20 protein-coding genes and 1 tRNA gene are annotated in these 20,187 nt (G+C 49.2%); 15 read left to right on the forward strand and 6 right to left on the reverse strand.

What is annotated here, in order from left to right; genetic code table 11:
• Positions 1–20: 20 nt before the first annotated feature.
• Positions 21–830 (reverse strand): aminotransferase class IV, encoded by an 810-nt coding sequence (locus tag LLF78_07585; protein MCE5202357.1) that lies wholly within the window; start codon positions 828–830, stop codon positions 21–23.
• Positions 831–1,025: 195 nt separating this feature from the next.
• Here LLF78_07585 and LLF78_07590 point away from each other — a divergent pair, with 195 nt between their 5' ends.
• From LLF78_07590 to hcp, 4 genes are all read left to right on the forward strand, one after another.
• Positions 1,026–1,715 (forward strand): amino acid racemase, encoded by a 690-nt coding sequence (locus LLF78_07590; GenBank protein MCE5202358.1) that lies wholly within the window; start codon positions 1,026–1,028, stop codon positions 1,713–1,715.
• Positions 1,716–1,879: 164 nt separating this feature from the next.
• Complete coding sequence (locus tag LLF78_07595) at positions 1,880–2,320, forward strand: Rrf2 family transcriptional regulator (GenBank protein ID MCE5202359.1); 441 nt, start codon at positions 1,880–1,882, stop codon at positions 2,318–2,320.
• Entirely contained in the window at positions 2,304–3,041 is a 738-nt protein-coding gene (locus LLF78_07600) for a 4Fe-4S binding protein (protein MCE5202360.1), read from the forward strand. The genes LLF78_07595 and LLF78_07600 overlap by 17 nt, the downstream gene beginning before the upstream one ends.
• A 97-nt stretch (positions 3,042–3,138) precedes the next feature.
• The gene (gene hcp / locus LLF78_07605; protein MCE5202361.1) at positions 3,139–4,728 is read left to right on the forward strand and encodes a hydroxylamine reductase; all 1,590 of its coding nucleotides are present in this window, start codon (positions 3,139–3,141) and stop codon (positions 4,726–4,728) included.
• A gap of 114 nt (positions 4,729–4,842) precedes the next feature.
• On the opposite strand, the gene LLF78_07610 is transcribed toward hcp, so the two are convergent.
• Positions 4,843–5,382: a nitroreductase family protein gene (locus LLF78_07610; protein ID MCE5202362.1), complete on the reverse strand. Its 540-nt coding sequence runs from the start codon at positions 5,380–5,382 to the stop codon at positions 4,843–4,845.
• A 193-nt stretch (positions 5,383–5,575) separates the two neighbouring features.
• Here LLF78_07610 and LLF78_07615 point away from each other — a divergent pair, with 193 nt between their 5' ends.
• The 4 genes from LLF78_07615 (at position 5,576) to LLF78_07630 (ending at position 9,546) form a co-directional block, all read left to right on the forward strand.
• On the forward strand, positions 5,576–6,937 hold the full coding sequence (locus tag LLF78_07615) for an MATE family efflux transporter (GenBank protein MCE5202363.1): 1,362 nt from the start codon (positions 5,576–5,578) through the stop codon (positions 6,935–6,937).
• Entirely contained in the window at positions 6,937–7,419 is a 483-nt protein-coding gene (locus tag LLF78_07620; protein ID MCE5202364.1) for a MarR family transcriptional regulator, read from the forward strand. The genes LLF78_07615 and LLF78_07620 overlap by 1 nt, the downstream gene beginning before the upstream one ends.
• Before the next feature lie 102 nt (positions 7,420–7,521).
• Positions 7,522–7,887, forward strand: a complete 366-nt coding sequence (locus LLF78_07625; protein ID MCE5202365.1) for a VOC family protein — start codon at positions 7,522–7,524, stop codon at positions 7,885–7,887.
• Positions 7,888–8,166: 279 nt separating this feature from the next.
• Positions 8,167–9,546, forward strand: a complete 1,380-nt coding sequence (locus LLF78_07630) for a sodium:alanine symporter family protein (GenBank protein MCE5202366.1) — start codon at positions 8,167–8,169, stop codon at positions 9,544–9,546.
• Between the two features lie 155 nt (positions 9,547–9,701).
• On the opposite strand, the gene LLF78_07635 is transcribed toward LLF78_07630, so the two are convergent.
• Positions 9,702–10,718 carry a homoserine dehydrogenase gene (locus tag LLF78_07635; protein MCE5202367.1) on the reverse strand — a complete coding sequence of 339 codons (1,017 nt, stop codon included), beginning with the start codon at positions 10,716–10,718 and terminating at the stop codon, positions 9,702–9,704.
• A gap of 131 nt (positions 10,719–10,849) precedes the next feature.
• Positions 10,850–12,670, reverse strand: coding sequence for a DEAD/DEAH box helicase (locus tag LLF78_07640; protein MCE5202368.1), 1,821 nt, complete (start codon positions 12,668–12,670; stop codon positions 10,850–10,852).
• 574 nt (positions 12,671–13,244) lie between these two features.
• Between LLF78_07640 and LLF78_07645 the strand changes: the two genes are divergently transcribed.
• The 4 genes from LLF78_07645 to LLF78_07660 are packed head-to-tail and all read left to right on the forward strand — an operon-like array spanning position 13,245 to position 16,278.
• Positions 13,245–13,829 carry a 2-oxoacid:acceptor oxidoreductase family protein gene (locus tag LLF78_07645; GenBank protein ID MCE5202369.1) on the forward strand — a complete coding sequence of 195 codons (585 nt, stop codon included), beginning with the start codon at positions 13,245–13,247 and terminating at the stop codon, positions 13,827–13,829.
• Positions 13,826–14,170, forward strand: coding sequence for a 4Fe-4S binding protein (locus LLF78_07650; GenBank protein MCE5202370.1), 345 nt, complete (start codon positions 13,826–13,828; stop codon positions 14,168–14,170). The genes LLF78_07645 and LLF78_07650 overlap by 4 nt, the downstream gene beginning before the upstream one ends.
• Positions 14,160–15,353 (forward strand): pyruvate ferredoxin oxidoreductase, encoded by a 1,194-nt coding sequence (gene porA / locus LLF78_07655; GenBank protein MCE5202371.1) that lies wholly within the window; start codon positions 14,160–14,162, stop codon positions 15,351–15,353. Before LLF78_07650 ends, porA begins: the two co-directional genes overlap by 11 nt.
• Entirely contained in the window at positions 15,340–16,278 is a 939-nt protein-coding gene (locus tag LLF78_07660; GenBank protein ID MCE5202372.1) for a thiamine pyrophosphate-dependent enzyme, read from the forward strand. The genes porA and LLF78_07660 overlap by 14 nt, the downstream gene beginning before the upstream one ends.
• A gap of 142 nt (positions 16,279–16,420) precedes the next feature.
• Here the strand turns inward: LLF78_07660 and LLF78_07665 are convergent, their stop codons facing one another.
• Entirely contained in the window at positions 16,421–16,783 is a 363-nt protein-coding gene (locus LLF78_07665) for a hypothetical protein (protein MCE5202373.1), read from the reverse strand.
• 198 nt (positions 16,784–16,981) lie between these two features.
• Positions 16,982–17,069 (reverse strand) — tRNA-Ser (locus LLF78_07670).
• Between the two features lie 80 nt (positions 17,070–17,149).
• On the opposite strand from LLF78_07670, the gene LLF78_07675 reads away from it, so the two are divergent.
• The 3 genes from LLF78_07675 to LLF78_07685 all read left to right on the forward strand — a co-directional run bounded on the left by LLF78_07675 (position 17,150) and on the right by LLF78_07685 (position 20,045).
• Positions 17,150–19,330: a heavy metal translocating P-type ATPase gene (locus tag LLF78_07675; protein MCE5202374.1), complete on the forward strand. Its 2,181-nt coding sequence runs from the start codon at positions 17,150–17,152 to the stop codon at positions 19,328–19,330.
• A gap of 16 nt (positions 19,331–19,346) precedes the next feature.
• Positions 19,347–19,547 (forward strand): heavy-metal-associated domain-containing protein, encoded by a 201-nt coding sequence (locus LLF78_07680; protein MCE5202375.1) that lies wholly within the window; start codon positions 19,347–19,349, stop codon positions 19,545–19,547.
• A gap of 147 nt (positions 19,548–19,694) precedes the next feature.
• A complete protein-coding gene (locus tag LLF78_07685) occupies positions 19,695–20,045 on the forward strand; it encodes a hypothetical protein (GenBank protein MCE5202376.1) in 351 nt (116 codons plus the stop codon).
• Positions 20,046–20,187: the final 142 nt, after the last annotated feature.

Genomic DNA, 20,187 nt, shown 5'->3' on the forward strand with positions numbered 1-20,187 from the left:
TGCTGTGGGGGAGAATATCTCTAATCTTCCAGCCAGCGCTCCATATTGGTCAAAAATAAATGATGTATATGCGCTGTTGCCGGGCCTGGGACCCCGTTGCCGATGACCTGTTCCCCCACACGTACAACAGGGAGGACTTCTTTTACCGAGCCTGATATGAACGTCTCATCTGCCTCAGCCAGTTCGCTCTCGAGAGGGCATCTCTCTTCTATTTTGAAACCGTTTTCGCGCAAGAGCGTGAGAAGTATCTCTCTTGTTATCCCTCTGAGAACCCTGCCGACAGGGGCGGTGATAACCTTGCCGTCCTTACAGAGGAAGAAGCTGCTCGTTGCCGATTCAGTTATCTCGTTATTGACGATGTAAAGGGTCTCGAAGTCACTGTCTCTTGCGTTAGACATGGGTATATATCCAAACAGGTAGTTTGTGCTCTTTGTCTCCGGATAAGGCCTTTCCATTCGGACGGGCTTCAGTGATACGCCTTTCTTAATTTCATCCGCTGTCAGCATGTGGACCTCTTCGAAGAGAACAAAAAAGTCAGGTTCAGGGAAGTGTCCACGGTTGTTTATCTTTCCACCGGTGATATATGGTTTTATGACGATGTCACCATGTGGGGCCGATCCATGTTTTACTCCCTGATGAATTATTCCGGGAAGTTCTTCCATTATTCCGCCTGCTTCGATCCCGCACTGCTTCGCGCTTGCCGCTAGTCTTTCAAGGTGCTGCGGCATAGCAAATATTTTTTTGCCATATGTCCTTATCGAATCGAAGACTCCTATTCCCCTCTGGATCAGGAGATCTGTGACCGGCAAGCTGCATTCCTCTGGGGGCATAAACTTTCCTCTGTAATAACAAAGAGACATTTATATGTCATTCCTTTCCTTAATGGGGGCTCATTCGAGCCCAAAATATCACATTACCGCGAACATAGGAACATTATCACTCTGTAGAGCAAATTGCAAACGAAAAAGGGGCAGGATATAATTTAAAAGAAATAATTTTGGATCTCCGATTGGAGTGCATGGATTATGAATGAAAAGATTTTGGGAGTTCTCGGTGGGATGGGCCCCGCGGCATCGGCTGAATTCATGAAGATACTCGCAGAGAAGGTCCCGGCAGGAATGGATCAGGACCACCCCGTCGTATATATGCTTTCGGATCCAAAAATACCTGACCGCAGCCGTGCAATAGTAGGGGATGGAAAAAGTCCGGAATCACAGATAAGAGGCGATCTTGAAAAACTTATAGAGTGGGGTGCGGAAGTTTTAGCGGTCCCGTGTAATACGGCGCATTATTTCATTGACAGGTTCAGGAGTGAACTCTCTGTCCCGCTTGTCCATATTGTTGAAGCAACGCTTGAAGAAGCAGTGAAAAACGCTCCGGATGGAGCGTGGATGGTTTCTTCTCTGGGAACTGTCCGTGCGGGTATATACCAGACAGCTGCGGAGAAAATGGGATACAGGCTCTTCATCCCGCCCGAAGATATACAAAGACAGATGCAGGAGGTCATAACATTTGTAAAATCAGGGGACATAAAAAATGCAGCGCAAAAAATGGAAGCATCAGTGGATGCCCTTTGGAGAATTAAGGAAATATCCATAATTACAGCGTGCACAGAGCTGCCGCTTGCCTATGACGCTTCATCACTGCCGCTTGAGAGAAACATTTCCAGTCTGAACGCCCTTGCAGATGCCTGCATAAAAGAGATAGGCTGCTAAAATACGCACACTGATGTGCTTCACGGCATAATAATACACTTGGTAAAACCTTCTCATTCAAATCTTTCAGTAAATTTACCGATTTGTGCGGGGGTATATTTAAGTAGAATAAATAAAAAGGAATTAAGGTATCTTAATGCATTAATAGTAACGGAGATGGGATCATGGCCAGAGTAGCAGGTTTCAGTGAAGCGACTTACATTGCACTGCACAGTATGGTCCTTATCGCTGAGAATGGGGGAGAGAGGATATCCATAAAGGATATGGCTGCCAGGCTGCATGTTTCGGAAGCTCATCTTGCGAAAGTGATTATGCGTCTTTCACATTCAGGGCTTATAGATACGGTAAGGGGGCCAAAGGGAGGGGCGGTACTAGCCAGGCTGCCTGAGGAGATAAGCTTTCTTCAGATATTAGAGTCGATAGATGGACCGTTGGAAAGATCAGAATGCGTTTTCGGCAGGAGGACATGCGTTTATCAATCATGCATATTCGAAGGATTTCTCAAAAGACTGACAGAAGAAGCCAGAGAATGGCTGGCAAAACGTAACTTGGCTGATTTCATAAATACGGGTACGGGAGTGAAAACCAATGAGAAAGATAATTAAGATCGACGAGAGCAGGTGCGACGGCTGCGGGATATGTGCGGAAGCCTGCCACGAAGGCGCAATTATAGTAGAAGACGGAAAGGCTAAACTTGTGAGCGAAACATATTGTGACGGTCTTGGGGACTGTATAGGCGAATGCCCGCAAGGAGCGATATCGTTTGAAATGCGGGAGGCTGCAGCTTACGATGAAGCAGCGGTAAAAGCCCGTACGTCCGCTGAAAAAGCATCCTCCTCCGAAGATAAGCTGCCTTGCGGATGTCCCGGTTCTATGGCAAAGGAGCTCAAGTCGGCGAAATCGGATCCCCAGCGGCAGAAAGAAGCAGCAATGCAGGAATCAGAGCTCACCAACTGGCCGGTGCAGTTAAAACTGGTCCCGGTACAGGCCCCGTATCTTGCAGGTGCGCATCTTCTTATCGCTGCTGATTGTACTGCATTTGCATGCCCCAACTTCCATAGAGATCTGCTCGCTGATAAAGTATGCCTTGTAGGATGCCCTAAGCTGGACGAAGTTGAGCCATATATAGACAAACTGGTGCAGATCATAAAACTCCATGGCATCGAAGAAATAGATGTCGCCTATATGGAGGTACCATGTTGCGGCGGCTTGGTCAGGCTCGTGGAAGAAGCTGTTGCAAAATCAGGAACGTCAGTGACACTTAAGCTTGTCAAGCTTGCGCTTAACGGGAAATTTCTTGAGGTAAGGCAGATATTCCCAAGTTGATAGGCTGTTTTAGATAAACTATCGCGGTTTATAAGACAGAGTTCCCCAGAGGAAAACACGCCGGATTATCGGCTAAAAAAGAAGGAGAGTGACAGTGATGTTTTGTTATCAGTGTGAACAGACTGCAAAAGGAACAGGCTGTACCGTAACGGGAGTTTGCGGCAAAAATCCAGAGACGGCTGCAATGCAGGATCTTCTCTTGCATGAGACTATGCTGTTGGCGAAGGCTGCGCTTGATGCGGGAAAAGATACCGCGCCTGTAGCGAAAAGGGTCATAGAGAACCTATTTACAACTGTCACAAACGTTAACTTTGATCCTGAGACCATCGCCGAAATGGTAAGGGCCACGAGGAAAGAGAGGGCGTCTGTCTCTGGTACTTGCTCCTGCGGATGTGATGCAAAAGAAGAATCTTTTGCCGAACTTGTTGCATCAGCTAAGGACTTTTCTCCGCAGGCAGATATAGACAAGTACGGCGCAGACCTTGGCGGGCTGAGATGGCTTGCAATTTACGGGTTGAAAGGTATGGCGGCTTATGCGGACCATGCGAGGATTTTGGGGCAGACAGACAGGAGCGTTGACAGGTTTTTCCTTGAGGCGTTGTCTGAACTGCTGAACAAAGATATCACGATTGATTCCATGCTTGCGCTCAATCTCAGAATAGGGGAAGTCAATCTCCACGTTATGGAGCTTCTTGATGCCGGCAACACCGGTACATATGGACACCCGGAACCAACTATGGTCCGTGTCACACCGGTAAAAGGCAAGGCAATACTTGTCTCTGGACATGATCTTGCAGACCTTGAGGAACTGCTGAAGCAGACAGAGGGCAAGGGCATCAATGTATATACACATGGTGAGATGCTGCCCTGCAATGCATATCCCGGACTTAAAAAATATCCCCATCTCGTTGGCAACTATGGCGGAGCGTGGCAGGATCAGCAGAAGGAGTTTGAACAGTTCCCCGGTGCTATCCTGATGACCACCAACTGTATCCAGAAACCAAAGGATAGTTATATGGCACGTATCTTTACCAGCGGCCTTGTTCAGTGGCCCGGTGCGGTACACATCAAGGACAGAAACTTTGCCCCCGTGATAAAGGCGGCGCTTGAAGCCCCAGGGTTCAGCGAAGACGGGCCGGAAAAGAAAATAATGATAGGTTTTGCTCGCAATGCTGTCCTTGGGGCGGCAGGTAAGGTCGCAGAACTTGTCAACAGCGGAAAGATCCGCCACTTCTTCCTCATTGGCGGCTGCGACGGAGCAAAGCCAGGTCGCAATTATTATACTGAATTTGCGGAGAAGGCGCCTAAGGACACGGTTATCCTGACTCTTGCCTGCGGGAAATACCGCTTCAACAAAATGGAGTTTGGGGATATCGAAGGAATACCCCGTCTGCTTGACTGTGGACAGTGCAATGACGCCTACTCGGCGATAAGGATAGCAGTCGCGCTTGCTGAAGTTTTTAAAACAGACGTCAACGGGCTGCCGCTCTCGTTTATCCTTTCTTGGTATGAACAAAAAGCCGTATGTATACTTCTGACTCTGCTGTACCTCGGCATCAAGGACATAAGGCTTGGGCCAAGTCTCCCTGCGTTCATCGGTCCTGCGGTGCTTGGCGTCCTCATCGAGAAGTTCGGGATCAAACCGATAGGAACGGCGGAGGATGACCTTAAGGCAATACTCGGATAATTTTCAATATCGCAAACAGTACATGAAAATTTCTGCATAGTCTGAAGCAAAGCGGCGGGCTTCCTTTCGGGAGCCCGTCGCTGCTTGATCGCAATAATGAATTTACTGTACTTGCTATTCTACAAACCGGACTATTTCTTCAATCGGTTTGCGGTTTTTCTCGCGGATCGTACTGTCTGCGGGATGCCCAAGCGCGATTATAACGCGTACCGTCTGTTCTTCTGGTATGCCAAGCAGTTCTTTGACGTCCTTTTCCTCAAACGTTCCCATAACGCATGTGGCGAGGCCGAGATCGGCTGCCTGAAGGATCAGGTGGGCTACGGCAATGCCTATGTCGCCATGTGCGAAATGTTTGCAGTCCCATCTCTCAAGGACGCGCGGCATTAGTTCAGGGCATGCTTCCTCGCATACCGCAATAAGCACCGGTGCTTTTTCTGCAAACATGTTCCCGCCGATTATCTGGACGAGTTTTGCAAGCGTTTTCAGCGTTTTCGGTTCGGTAACTGTAACGAAGCGCCATGGCTGACTGTTGCATGCGGATGGAGCGAGACGTGCTGCCTCAAGACATTTTAACAGAGCCTTTTTGTCCACCGGTTTGCCGTCGTAATTCCGGCAGCTTTGACGTTTCAGCACGAGTTCATGAAAATCATTCATTAAATCATCTCCTTTTGCTTTATGCGAATTATACAACCAACTCAAGATATTTTAAGTTTTTTCCATCAGCCGGTCTTCAGGTAGATAATCCACTGAAGTCCGTAGATAGGCATGTCGCATTGACAGAAAATTAATCTGTTATGTTATAATACGTAATAAGATTATCTATAATTAGATATAGGGGGAGGTAAAAGTGTTTCACGCAGCAGATCATAGGCAATTAATCAAGCTGTTTTCCATGTTTGTTATCCCATCGATAGCTTCTCAGCTTTTGAGCGGTATATATACGCTTGTAGATGGATTCTTCATAGGGATGTGTGTTGGGGAATCCGGGCTCGCATCTGTCGGTCTGGCGTTTCCATTTACAGTTTTCGTGACCGCAGTCGGATCTGGGATAGGTGTAGGCGGAGGTGCGCTTATTTCTATGAGCCTGGGTCGCAAACGCGGAAAACTAGCTGAACGCATATTTGGCTCAATGATCTTTCTTATGATATGCGCATCGTTTATTACCGCCGTATGTTTTACCGCAATGAGCAGGCCTCTGCTTTCACTTTACGGCGTCTCGCCGGAAGTGGCCGATATGTCGTTTTTGTATGCCAGGATCCTTTTCTTCGGTTCTCCGGCACAGGTTATCACAATGGGAATGCTTGGGGCTGTGCGCAACTCTGGTTTCCCTAGGAAGGCAATGCGTATAATGATCTCCGGTTTTCTTGTGAACATTATTTTGGACTGGCTGTGGGTCGTAACCTTCCCGTTCGGTATAGCCGGCGCGGCATGGGCTACGGTTGCCTCTCAGGTCTTTACCGCCGTGCTGCTTTCACTGCACTTTATGCATGCGGGTTCGCAAGTCAGGTTCAGAAAAAAATATATCATAAGAATATGTCCTTCTATTAGCGCCAGGGTACTATCTATGGGCATGTCGCCGTTTGGGGTCCAGGTTTCATCGGCAGTTACAATGATCATGCACAATTGGCAGGCGCTTGTTTACGGCGGAGATGCGGGTGTCGCTGCTTACGCGGTCATCGGATATATCGTGCCGGTAGGAATAATGTTGGAAGAAGGGGTTGCGGAGGGAATTCAGCCGCTTATCAGTTTCTATCATGGGGCTGGGCTATATGCACGCAGACGGATAATGGCTCGGATGGGCTTTGCCGCCGCTGTAGTTTTAGGGCTGGCATGTTCGCTTTTTGTCTATCTCTCCAATTTATTGGTTCCAGAGTTTTTCTCCATGAGGGGGGAAGCTGCGGCTATCGCTGCACGCGGACTTCGCTTGTCCGTTCTTATGTTCCCTTTCCTTGGCATAGCAAAAGTAGGGGCGTCATATTTTCAGGCTGTAGGAAAACTGCACAATGCTTCTTTCCTTACTTATGGGGATCCTTTTGTGCTGCTGCCTCTTTTTCTATGGATACTGCCGATATTTTTCGGACTTGACGGTGTCTGGGTCGCTATGACATTTTCAAATATTGCATTATGTCTTGTATTTATGCTATTGTGGAAGAGGGAATTGCAAAGAAGACTGCCGCTGTCAGCAGTTAATACGTGGTGGGGGTATTAATGGATATGGAGAAAATAACGGACGCGCAGATACAGAAATTGCTCAGACTTTCTGACCTTTGGAGACGATATGATCAGGTATATTCTGAATGGGCTCAGAAACACGGGGTCTCTACGAACGTCATGACTTTGATCGAAGAGATGCATATAAGGCCTGATGGCGTGGAGCCGGCTGAGATTGCTGACTATCTTGGCATACCACGCCAGACAATGACTACGACGCTTGACTGGCTCGAAAAACGCGGCTTGCTTGGCCGCTTTCCTCATGTGACGGACCGGCGCAGAAAAGTAATAAGGTTTACGCCGGAAGGTGAGGTGCTGGCCGGAAATCTTGTTGATGAACTGCATAAATGGGAGCTTGAAGCCCTATCGACAATAGACGAAGCGGAATGCAAAGCGGCCTTTCGCACAGTAAGGCGGTTCTGTGATGAGTTGGAGCGAGGGCTTCACAACAGTGCCGGCAGATCAGAGGACAAACCGTAAGTGTATAATTTCAGCAGAATATCCAAATCTACATTCTTGGATGGCTTTCAGCTATACATATGCAGTATTCTTCAGCATTGACCAGATAAGGAGGGGTTCGTGATGGATCTGAAATTTGCGCATTTTAACTTCAATGTGCTCAACTTAACGGAGAGTATGGATTTTTATAAGAAGGCACTTGGACTCGAAGAAGTGCGTCGCAAGGAGGGAGAAGGATTTACGCTTGTCTATCTTGGTGATGGCACGACATGTTTTGAGCTTGAGCTGACTTGGCTGCATGACAGGACGGAGCCGTATGACCTTGGGGAGAGCGAATTTCATCTTGCGTTTGTAGTTGATGATTACGAAACAGCGCATAGACTTCATAAGGATATGGGATGCATCTGTTTTGAGAATGAGGCAATGGGCATATATTTTATCGAAGACCCTGATGGCTATTGGCTGGAGATCATTCCCGAAAGGAGATGATCTATTTTACCTAAGAAAAACATCAGTGCTATCCTATAACAGGATACGGGGGTGTATTTACATGAATGCCGTATAATAAGTGGTGTTTTTATAAATTGTCTTGTAATAACAGTGTATTAATTAATATCGCTTAGCATTTGCAATTAGTTGCAATTGTAAAAATAGTGGACAAATTCTTTTCAGAGTGATACTATCTTGCACACAGATGTTGGGTTATTGTCTGTTTATTGTAACGTTTTCGCTTGATCATTTATAATCCAAAAGAGGGGGAATGGTTTTATGGAAATGATTTGGAAGATTAACGGGATCGTCAACAGTATAGTCTGGGGCCCATGGATGCTGACTCTGCTTGTAGGAACAGGCGTTTGGCTCACTTTTTATCTCGGCTTTCCACAATTACGTTATTTTGGGCTTATGTTTCACGAAGTTATAGGAAAAATCAGACAGAAAAGCGAAGAAGAGGGACGTATCTCGTCGTTTGCGGCTATGGCTACCGCTCTTGCCGCCACAGTAGGGACAGGTAATATCGCAGGCGTTGCGACAGCACTCCACCTCGGTGGTCCCGGTGCACTTGTTTGGATGCTCATATCAGCAATCTTCGGAATGACTACAAAGTTCTGTGAAGTAACGCTCGCGGTCCGTTATCGTGAGAAGGATGAGATGGGTGAGTACCGCGGCGGAACTATGTATATCCTTGAAAACGGGCTTGGAATGAAATGGCTGGCAGTGCTGTTCGCATTATTTGCATTTCTCGCCTCCTTCGGCATAGGCAACATGGTACAGTCCAACTCCACTACGGAAGGTATCGCGCTGGCGTTCGGGATCCCGCATATTTATACGGCGGTCGTGCTGGCCATCCTTACCGGACTGGTTATATGGGGCGGTATTACACGTATCGCAACAGTTACGGTTTATCTTGTTCCCTTCATGGCTATTTTCTACATTATTGGCGCATTGGCCGTTATTTTCAATCACTTGGACGCGCTTCCGGGAGCTATAAGTACGGCGTTCCAGGGGGCGTTCGGAGATCCTATGGCGATTCCCGGTGCTCTCGCTGGCTGGGCCGTCAAGACAGCTATCACACGCGGGATCGCGCGCGGCGTGTTCTCTAACGAAGCCGGTCTTGGCTCTGCCCCTATGGTACACTGCACGGCAAGGGTGGACCATCCGGTACGTCAGGGACTCTATGGTCTGTTTGAAGTTTTCATGGATACTATCGTAATATGCACGCTGACTGCAACAGCGATCCTTACGACCGGGGTTCTTACAAGTGAGCCGAGCCTCACCGGAGCCCAGCTCTCACTTACGGCATTCTCCTCGACTCTTGGCGGTGCAGGTTCGATGATTCTTTCTCTGGCACTTTCCCTGTTTGCATTTTCTACAATACTTGGCTGGTACTGGTACGGAGAGACTGCTCTCGTTTATCTCTGCAAAGGGTCATCGATGATAAAGCCGTTTAAGGTGGTTTGGATCGCATTGGTTGTGCTCGGTGGATGGGGCGGAGCTGAAATACTGGTGAATCTCTGGGATCTGGCCGATACACTCAACGGCCTTATGGCGATACCCAACCTTGTAGGACTTCTGCTGCTCTCTAGGGAACTAAAGCGTCTCGTCGTTGATTTTGACGGCAAAATCAAATCCGGAGAGCTTAAGAGATAATTTTGATGCGAATAAGCGGTTGCTGAGCGATAGCTGGGCTATTGTAAATATTACAGAGCTACAGCAAATCAATGAAAAACGGGGCCTGGTTTACTTCAGGTCCCGTTTTTGTATCCAATGCCGGTCTGATGTTTAAGATGCAGATGTCGCTGTCACTACAGCGACATCGATATCAAATCAGATAACAGTGCCTGTCCCGTCTCGCGGCGCCCTGCCCCGGGTCCGATGAGAGTGACTTCACCCAAGTTGTCGGTAGTTATCGTAACTGCGTTTGTTGCTCCGTCTATAGAGGCCAGCGGGTGTGCCAAGGGGATTTCTTTAGGTTTTACGTAAGCGTGGATGCCAAAAGCTCCTTTTTCGATGCCGGCGATAAGTTTGACAGCATAGCCGGCTTGTCTCGCTTCGCAGATTTTCTCCGGAGTAATTACGGTTATGCCTGTTCTGTCTACTTCTGAGACGGGGATATTTTGGCCAAAAAGCAGCTTAGCAAGGATGGAGACTTTAACGGCAGCGTCCCAGCCCTCAATATCTCTGGATGGATCAGCCTCGGCATAGCCGAGAGAAGTTGCTTCCTCGAGTGCTTCTGCGTATGTTGCGCCTGCGTCCATTTTTGAGAGTATAAAATTTGTAGTTCCGTTAAGGATCCCTTCTATTTTTGTTACCGAGCATCCTGCCATCCCCTGGCGCACCATCTGAATGAGCGGTGTGCCGCTCATTACTACGCCTTCGTAACAAAGTTCAGCCCCGCAGTCAGCTGCAAGTTTATTGAGTTCATCGTAAGCAATGGCTATAGGTCCCTTGTTGGAAGTCGCGACGTCTATGCCGCGTGACAGAGCCTCCCTGATGTGAGTAAGCCCCGGTTCCCCTGTCTTCAGGTCTGTCGGGGTTGCCTCGGCAAGCATATTCGCACCGGACTTCTCAAGTAGCTCCGCAAAAGTCCCTTTTGCCTGGGAAAGTCCGGCAAAAGTCCTGTCCTTATGTATCACATGAAGGATATTTTCCAGATCAAGGCCTTCCGGGTCAAGTATTGTGCCCTTCATAAGGTCGGTTATCAAGGTAACCCTATACTTGAAGCCATACCTCTTATCAAGTTCACAACGTTTCTCATGTAGTATCTCAAGCAGCGCCGTTCCGACATTGCCGCAGCCGACAAGTGCGATTCTATTCATCACATCAGCTCCTCTGTATGATTTATTCAGTTAGTGATGACTGAAGAGTATATCACAAATCTATGGACATAAAAAACGTGCGGGACTCTTATGTAAAGAATTCCGCACGTTGGTTATTCTGCAGCAGTTAAAGGTTACTTGGTGAAGCGGCGCCTTTTCTGGCGGTCAGAATCTTTTTCACGTGAGCTGTCGGATCTGTGGTCACGTTCCCTGCGCTGCGGCCTGCTGTCCTGACGGGACCCGCTGCCTGATTCGCGGCGTTCGCCGCCGCGTGATTCTATTGTGCGGACAGATGATGTGTTGAGTCCTTCATGAGTCAGACGTTCTTTGCGCGCATCATAAAGCGATGCGCCCCTGGCTGAGAGCTCAACGGTTGCGCTGGTGTCCCTCAGCTTGATGTTGCCGACATCTTCGCGGGCTATGCCTATACAGCGGCATATCATGCCGAGAAGGGGACCGACTTCCCAGCCATCAGCGCGGCCTACGGTAAATTGTATTGCTATGCCGCCGGCCATATCAGGGCGCTTGAATCGTTCTTTATTGCCGATATCTCCCCTGCCGCCTGTCGGGCGGGATGTATTCTGCGGTCTGTCATTGCTGCGCCCCTTTTCACGGCTCATCTCAAGCTCTACGTCATCGCGGATGCTATAGCCTGCGGGCTGATCCCCATATGCCTTGGCAAGCAGACCGGAAACAAGCATAGGAGCCTCTTCGCGCGTGAGGATATCTGAGGCCCATGTCTGAAATTCATCCGATTCCAGGGCATGGTCAAGGATAGTTTTCTCAAAACGTATGCGCGACTGTCCTTCTATTGCCGCCGCGTCCGGAGCCGGTATCCACTCCATCTTCATCTTTGAGCCCGCGTTGGATGCCATAAATTTAAACTGTTTGGCCTCACGTGCCGTAAGGAGCAGCATGTTGCTGCCCTCAGGTCCGGCACGCCCTGTGCGCCCGCTGCGGTGGACAAACGCTTCAAGATTCTGCGGAAGACCGAACTGGATGACATGGCTTACAGCATCGATATCAAGACCGCGTGCTGCAACGTCGGTTGCAACAAGAATTGCCACACGTCCGCCTCGGAGAGAGCCAAGTGCGTTGTTTCTCTCTCGCTGGCTCATGTCCCCGTGTATAGCTGCTGCACGGAAGCCTATGTCACAGAGTTTATCCGCTATGTCCTGCGTCTCGGCCCTTGTGCCGCAGAAGAGCAGTGCCCTGCTGGGAGCTTCCCATATAAGAACGTTTGTAAGTCCTTCAAATCGTTTGCGTGAGGGGATTATGTATGCTTTCTGTGTGATGTCCTCATGCATTGTAATATCGGAGACCAGAGATATTTTCTTGGGTGCGTCGAGATATTGTCTTGCTAACGACATGATCTCAGCCGGCATGGTAGCGGAGAATAACCATGTTCTCTCTGCATGCGGCATTGTTTCAAGAATAGCCTCCATTTCCTCGCGGAAACCCATGTCCAGCATGTGATCGCCTTCATCCAGAACGATACTGTGGATCGCCTCTCCTTTAAACGTGCCCCTGCGGATATGGTCGAGGATCCTTCCCGGCGTTCCGACAACGACATTTGCTCCTTCGCGGAGCGCGCGGACCTGGCGTTCCATATCCATACCACCGACAAGTGTGGCGACACGCACGCCGCAGCCTGTGCCGACCCACGCAAATTCACGTGCTGTCTGCTGGGCGAGTTCACGCGTCGGAGAGAGTACGATTATCTGTGGTTCCCTGAGTTTGGGATCCATATGATTGATGAGCGGCAGCGCAAATGCGAGTGTCTTGCCTGATCCCGTCCTGGCCTGGACTATCATGTCGCTTTCGATGAGCGATTCGTCCTCAAGGACTCTTACCTGGACCGGCATGGGTGATTCAAACCCCTTGCGTTCAAGTGCGCTGAGCAACTCAGGCCTCAGGTTGAAATCAGAGAATTTTACTGTTGTTTCCTGTGTCATTATAAAATTACCTCCCTGGGCACACTCCAAAAAACTCCTGCTGCAATTGCAGCAGAAACATATTTTTTAGAGCTTCCCCTGTTTACGCCGTTGCACGAAATCCCTACGTATGGCGCAACCAGAGTAAGGCAATCGTAAAACTCCCCAGTGATATACTACAGCAAGCCGCGATAGGCGGAAGGGTCTTTCTGCAACAGCGAATGGCTTCTTTGAGCCGTGTGATTGGACATAATTGTCCATTGTAGATCACTACAACTGATGTATTATGTATGAAATTTAAAAATTGTCAAGTGCATAATAGTCTTGCTGTCGGTTATTAAGCAATAAGCGTCATTGGGCGTATTGAAAATTAATGTTTGACACAGGCGCGCAGGGGTGATATCATACCTAGCAATCTGGGAGAGAGGGAGGAAGCGGAATGTTGTTTAAGATGAATCAGAACATCATTATAATAATTATTAACGCGGCTCCTCCTCGCAGGATCGGCGCTTAGCGCTGTTTGTTCAAGCGAGTTGAGGGAGCCCTTCGTTTTTATGAAGGGCTCCCTTTTTCTATACTAGAAGGGGGAGTAACAATGCAGGATAAGAAAAACAGGACGATCGAAGTACGCTGGCACGGACGCGGAGGACAGGGAGCAAAGAGCGCTTCTGCTATCCTTGCCGAAGTTCTTTTTGAGGGTGGTAAGCATGTACAGGCTTTCCCGGAATATGGCGCCGAGCGCCAGGGAGCACCGATGAAAGCTTATAACAGGGTATCTGACAGTCCGATTCGCCGCCGCTGCGGCGTACAGAATCCTAATATAGTCGTTGTAGTGGACCCGACTATGCTTGAGAGCGCGCACCCTAACGAAGGGTGTGCCAGGAACGCCATGTACCTTGTAAATACTGCAGAGGATGCACAGACTGTCCGCGGACGTCTGCATATATCCAAGGACGCCAGAGTTCTCGTTGTCGATGCGACCAAGATAACTCTTGAGGAACTTGGACAGAACAGGCCAAACGCACCGCTTCTCGGAGCGCTGTCATATGTTTTTCCCGATGTCCCGGTTGAAGTCTTTGCCGACCACTTCACGAAGAAGATGGAGCATCTCCCTGCAAAGGTCCTTGAGGCTAACCGCCGAGCAATACTTCGTGGACGTGAGGAGGCAGTGCTGGCATGAATAAGCCTCAATGCTGGCAGGATGTGCCGCCGGGAACGGTCGCATGGGGGGCTTCTGCGCTGAATGTCGAGACCGGTCTGTGGCGGAGCGTGCGTCCGCTTCTTGACCTGAAAAAATGCGTCTCTTGTCTTAAATGCTGGGCACAGTGTCCTGATATGTCCGTTCAGACGGATGGCGAGGGTAAGATCTGCGGGATCGACCTCTTTTTCTGCAAGGGCTGCGGTATTTGTGCAGAAATCTGTCCGGTCAAGGCCATTTCGATGCATCCGGAGTCTGATTTTACCGGTGAAGCTGTGCGTCACGGGGAAGACCCGGGAGCGGTGGCCGATCATGTCGGATAAGCATAAGGAAATGACGTCGGGCAACCTTGCATTTGCCGAAGCCATGAGGCAGATAAACCCTGATGTGGTAGCCGCGTACCCGATTACTCCGTCTACTGAGATTCCTGTTAAATTTGCCGAGTTCGTTGCAAACGGAAGAGTTGATTCTGAATATGTCGCGGTTGAAAGTGAGCACTCTGCGATAACGGCATGTGTCGGGGCTTCAGTGGCCGGCGCCAGGGTCATGACGGCATCCAGTGCAAACGGAGTAGCCCTGATGCACGAGATATTTCCGATAGCCGCTGCTTTCCGTGCCCCAATCGTATTCGGGCTTGTCAACAGATGTCTCGGAGCTCCGGTCAACATCCACTGCGACCACTCTGACAGCATGCCGGAGCGTGATTCTGGCTGGATACAGATATATTGCGAGGATGCGCAGGAGGTCTACGATACGGTGCTTTTGGCTGTCCGCCTCGCTGAGCACAAGGATGTGCTGACGCCGGTCTTTGTCTGTCAGGACGGGTTCATCACAAGCCACTGCTACGAGCCTGTTGAGATCCTTTCTGATGAGACGGTGAAATCTTTTGTCGGAGAGAGATGTCCGACACTTCCGCTGCTTGATGTGGATAATCCTGTCTCCTATGGTTCGTTCACTATGTCGGAGTATTACTTCGAAATCAAGAGGAATCAGATGGAGGGAATGAACAATGTCCCGCGTGTCTACAAGGAACTCTCTAAGGAGCTTGAAGAGCATACCGGCCGCAATTATCCTGCGGCTGAAGGATATATGGCTGATGATGCTGATTACCTTATTATAGTTATGTCATCTGCAGCCGGAGTAGTGAAGGATGTTGTGGACGAGATGCGGGAGGATGGAATAAAGGCCGGCTGTTTGAGGGTGCGTTTCTTCCGGCCGTTCCCTAGGGATGAAATAATGAGGATTGTTAATGGAAAACTTGGGGTTGCCGTTCTCGACAGGAGTGCCAGCATAGGAGGCACGTCACCCCTTGCTGCTGAGATAAAATCAGCGCTCTACGGATTGGAACAGCGCGTTCCTCTGCAGGAATACATATTTGGCCTTGGCGGGCGCGACTTCTATCCGAAAGACGCGGAGGATGTATTCTGCCGGCTTATAAATAATGACTACGGCAGCGTAAGATATATAGGACTTCTTGAGAAGGATGACAAAGATGGCTGCGATTAACCTTAAAGAACTTACAAAAAAACAGAATCCGCTGACGGAAGGGCACCGCATGTGTCCTGGGTGCGGTGCGCCTACCGCTGTGAGGCAGGCCCTCATGGCCATAGACGATCCTATTGTTGTTGTGGGCGCAACCGGATGTATGGAGGTCTCCACTACGGTCTATCCTTACAGTGCATGGCGGGTGCCGTTCATGCACGTCGCATTCGAGAATGCAGGAGCCGGTATTTCCGGCGTGGAAGCAGCGCATAAAGTCCTCGTCAGAAAGGGCAGGGCAAAGGAAAACATTAAATTTGTGGCATTCGGCGGTGACGGAGGGACTTACGATATCGGCCTCCAGTCACTTTCCGGCGCTCTGGAGCGCGGACACAACTTTACTTATATATGCTATAACAACCAGGGTTATATGAACACCGGTGCTCAAAGGAGCAGCGCGACACCGGTAAACGCAAACGCCACAACATCTCCGGCCGGAAGCGTGATCCCTGGGAAGCTGCAGCTTGCGAAGGATCTGACTGAGATAGTCGCGGCCCATAATATCCCTTATGCTGCTCAGACGACGCTGTACGACCCGATAGATCTGATCACAAAGGTCAAACGTGCGGTGGAAACACCTGGGCCGGCTTTTATAAACGTTCTTGTGCCATGTCCGCTCTTTTGGAAGATAAAGCCCGGCGACCAGATGAAAGTATGTAAACTTGCGGCCGACAGCCGTTTCTGGCCCATCTATGAAGTAGCAGACGGAAAACATATCATTTCTTATAAACCGAAGGAGTTCGTGCCCCTGGAAGAATTCCTTCGCACACAAGGCAGATATTCTCATCTTTTCAAAAAAGGCAGTGAACGCATGGATCTTGTTGAAAAGGCACAGTCGGACATCGAAGAGAATTGGGACAGGCTCTTAAGAAAATGCGAGGCACAGATTTAGCCCCGTTTCCGTTATAGATCCATGACGCTCGAACGAAAATAAAAGATATTCTTGTTGCTTGATCCGGTCAGACAGGGCGGATGCTGGCCGGATATATGCATATGCCAGTCAATGGCAGCAGATCGAGGAGGATTTTGCCGTATTATTTTTCCTCAAGGGTGTAGATTGTCCAGCGTAATGATTCTGCCTTTCTTGCCAGTTTTTCATCCCCCTTGAGGTAAAGCTTTGTAAACTGTTTGTGCTCCTGTGGTTCAAGTACTGTCTCTTCTATAAAAACATCCCCTACCTCTTTGCGATTTTTGTCAACGAACGCAAGGGCTGCTGAGAATGTCACCGTCTTGTCTCCCCTGTTCACAATAATTATATTTACTCCATCGGATGTCACTTTGAGCCCCCTGTACTCTAGTGGTTCTCCATTCGGGATCTGTCCTTTGGAACTGAATACGGCAAGTGCAGGAGCTGTTAACATAAAAACCAGAATGAGCGCCAGAGTGATTTTTTTCATCAGACGTAACCTCCAAATCAAATTTTTGTCTCCCTGCTGAAAATTCTATCATATTTTTGTAATGTATGTTTTTGAGTGTCTTTACATACCCGTTTAATCAGCAAAACATGCCTGTTGCTGGAATGGCGCGCAGTATATTATTGTCATGGAAATAAAAAAGCGGCTCCGTGCTGTACGGGCCGCATATTAGTCGGTTAATGGCGGAGAGCAGAGGATTCGAACCCCTGGGGCTGTGACACCCAACTGATTTCAAGTCAGTCACCATAGACCACTCGGACAGCTCTCCGGCCAACGTACATATTATAACGGGCTTTTCATTTCAGGCAAGATACAGGAGAGAAAATTTTTATTATTGAAGGAGCTCATATGATGGACAGCATAGAGAACAAGATGTCCTTTCGTGTAACAGGCATGACATGCACAACATGCTCACGCATAGTTGAGAGAGCATTGTTAAAGGTTCCGGGCGTTTCTTATGCCTCTGTCAACCTTGCTACCGAGAGTGTCTTCGTTATTGCTGATGGAACGGTAACGTTTGAAATGCTTGAATCGGCAGTTAAAAAAAGCGGCTATTCCATATTGAAAGAGGCGCCTGCTGACCTTGATGATATACGTTACAGGGAGGCACGCAGGGATCTTATCTTCATAATGCTGCTTGGCATACCTATGTCTATTCTGATGTTCATGCATATGACTATGGGGATCCATTTCAGATGGTATGGGATAACAGAGGTCATCGTCGGAGGTATAGCGATCTTCTGGGGGGGACGTAAAACGCTGCGCGGTGCCAGGATAGCCGTTACTCATGGGCATACGAATATGGACACTCTGATATCCATAAGCGCGTCGGCCTCATGGCTTACCTCTGTTATGAATATGCTTGGCGTCATGATCCCGTCGTTTGGCACGATCGGAGTCATGATTCTGATGCTGCACCTGACCGGGCGTTATATAGAATCACATCTGCGCGACAGGGCTGCAAAACAGGTCAAAAAACTGCTCACTCTTCAACCGCGTGAGGCACGCGTCGTCAATGGCAGTGAAACGCTTATGGTGCCGGTGGAGGCTGTCAAGCCGGAAACTGTGATCCGAGTCAACCCAGGTGAAAGGATACCGCTTGACGGTGTGGTAATAGAGGGGCTTTCGGGAGTAGATGAATCTCTGCTTACAGGAGAGTCAGTGCCGGTCACTAAGGACGTCGGTTCCGGTGTAACAGGTGGGGCAATGAACCTCTCAGGAGTCCTGACGATAAGCACTACTAAGGCCGGAGAGGACACATTCCTTTCTAAAATGCTTGATCTGGTCAGGGAAGCTCAGGGAAGCAAGGTCCCGCTTCAGGCACTTGCCGACAGGATAACACTTAAGTTTGTCCCTGCCGTAATGACACTTGCTGTTCTGAGTGCACTGGCCTGGTTCTTCGCCTTTGATAAGCTATCGTCCATAATCGCGCCAATAGGCGCTTATCTTCCGTGGCCGACGGCTTTTACTTCACCTGCAGGCGCTGCCGCCTATGCTTTTGTGGCTACCCTTGTCATAGCATGCCCATGTGCCTTGGGCCTGGCAACGCCGCTTGCGCTCGTTGTGAGTACCGGAGAGGCCTCCCGATACGGGCTTCTTATACGCAATGCCGAGGCGATACAAACGCTGCACGAGGTAGATTACGCAATACTGGACAAGACCGGCACCATTACAAAAGGCGAGCCCGCCGTTGTTGAGTGGGATCTTCCGGAATATGCAATTTCTTACGTTTATGCTCTTGAATCAGGCTCGGGGCATCCGATAGCGACGGCAGTCGTTAAAGCAATAGGAAAACATGATATCTCCGACAAACCTGATAATATAAAAGAGATCCCCGGAGATGGAGTATACGGTACTTGGAAAGGGGTGGAATGGTTTGTCGGACGCCCGACCCCTTCATCCAGATCAAAATGGACAGGAAGGTCCGCACTTTCGAGAAGTATTGTAGAAGTTCGCAGAGACGGGGAGCCTGTAGGTTTTTTCTCCGTATCCGACTCGATCAGGGAGGACTCGCGCAATGCCGTTGCAGAACTTATTTCGCTGGGTATAACTCCGATAATGGCGACAGGCGACGGCATGGAGGTCGCCCTTGAAGTGGCAGCCGAGGTCGGGATTGAAAATGTGAACTGGGAGGTTCGCCCTGAAGATAAATTATCCTTAGTCAATAAAGCGCAGAGTCAGGGCAGAAAAGTCCTTATGGCCGGCGACGGAATAAATGACGCGGCGGCGCTTAAAGGGGCTCATGTAGGAATTGCAATGGGCGGTGGTATGGACCTTGCGGTTGACAGTGCGGATATCGTCATCTTAAGGGGGGGGCTCTCGAAAATAGTCTCGGCTGTAAAAATATCATCCAAAACGTGGAAGATCATACGACAGAACCTCTTTGGCGCGTTCATATACAACATAATTGCAATTCCGCTTGCTATGTCCGGACTTCTCCACCCTTTGATTGCAGAGCTGGCGATGGCGGCAAGCTCCATAACGGTCATTCTCAATTCCCTGCGCATAGCAGGGGCGGCGGAAAAATAGATTGGAGGGATATCCTATGACAGAATATATCCTAATAATTCCCGATATGATGTGTGAACACTGCGCAAAGCGGATACGTGACGCTATAGAAAGTTCAGTGGGCACAGTCAAATCGCTGGACCTGGAGACAAAAAAGGTTATCGTAAGCACCCCGCTATCAGCGGCAGAACTGGTCGCGCTCATTGGGGATGCCGGTTACGATGCGGAAGTTATTTGAGGGATCGCTGCTGATCGATGCGTCGTCCTTAGTCAGGCGCGCGTGGTGCAGGCAAGCGATAGTTTTACCGTAATTCTTTGTGTATTTGATCATTCAGCGTTTCCTTAACAGTCATGGTAAAATAAATCAGACGGGGAAGTGATAGTATTGAGGAAAATTATAACGATCCTAATGGCGTTGACGGTGATGGTTTTAGCGTCCGGCTCTGCATTCGCACATCCGCCCAAGAATATATCCGCGACTTGGGACGCATCGGGAGAAACGCTCAATGTTACTGCACAGCATAACGTTAACGACCCTAACAAGCATTATATCCTGGTAATGAGCATCATTGAAGGAAACAAGCAGCTTGTGCTGAAACAATATACAAAGCAGGGCTCGTCCGAGGGATTCAGCGACAGCGTCATACTCAAGGGGCTGAAATCAGGGGCTAGATTGCGGATCCAGCTTGCCTGCAACATAATGGGATCGAAGGAGATAGAATTCACTCTCCCATAAGCAGCAGAGGTGTAATAAGAGCAGGCAGGGAATAAAACTGGCGACCGTCTTCTGGCTTGAAGGGAAGGTCGCCGTTCCTATAGTCTGAACAGGGCTCAAAACAGTTTTATATAGCCTGCTGCAGGTATTTCAAACTGTACAT

This window comes from Synergistaceae bacterium, from assembly GCA_021372895.1.
Lineage (GTDB): Bacteria > Synergistota > Synergistia > Synergistales > Synergistaceae > JAJFTP01.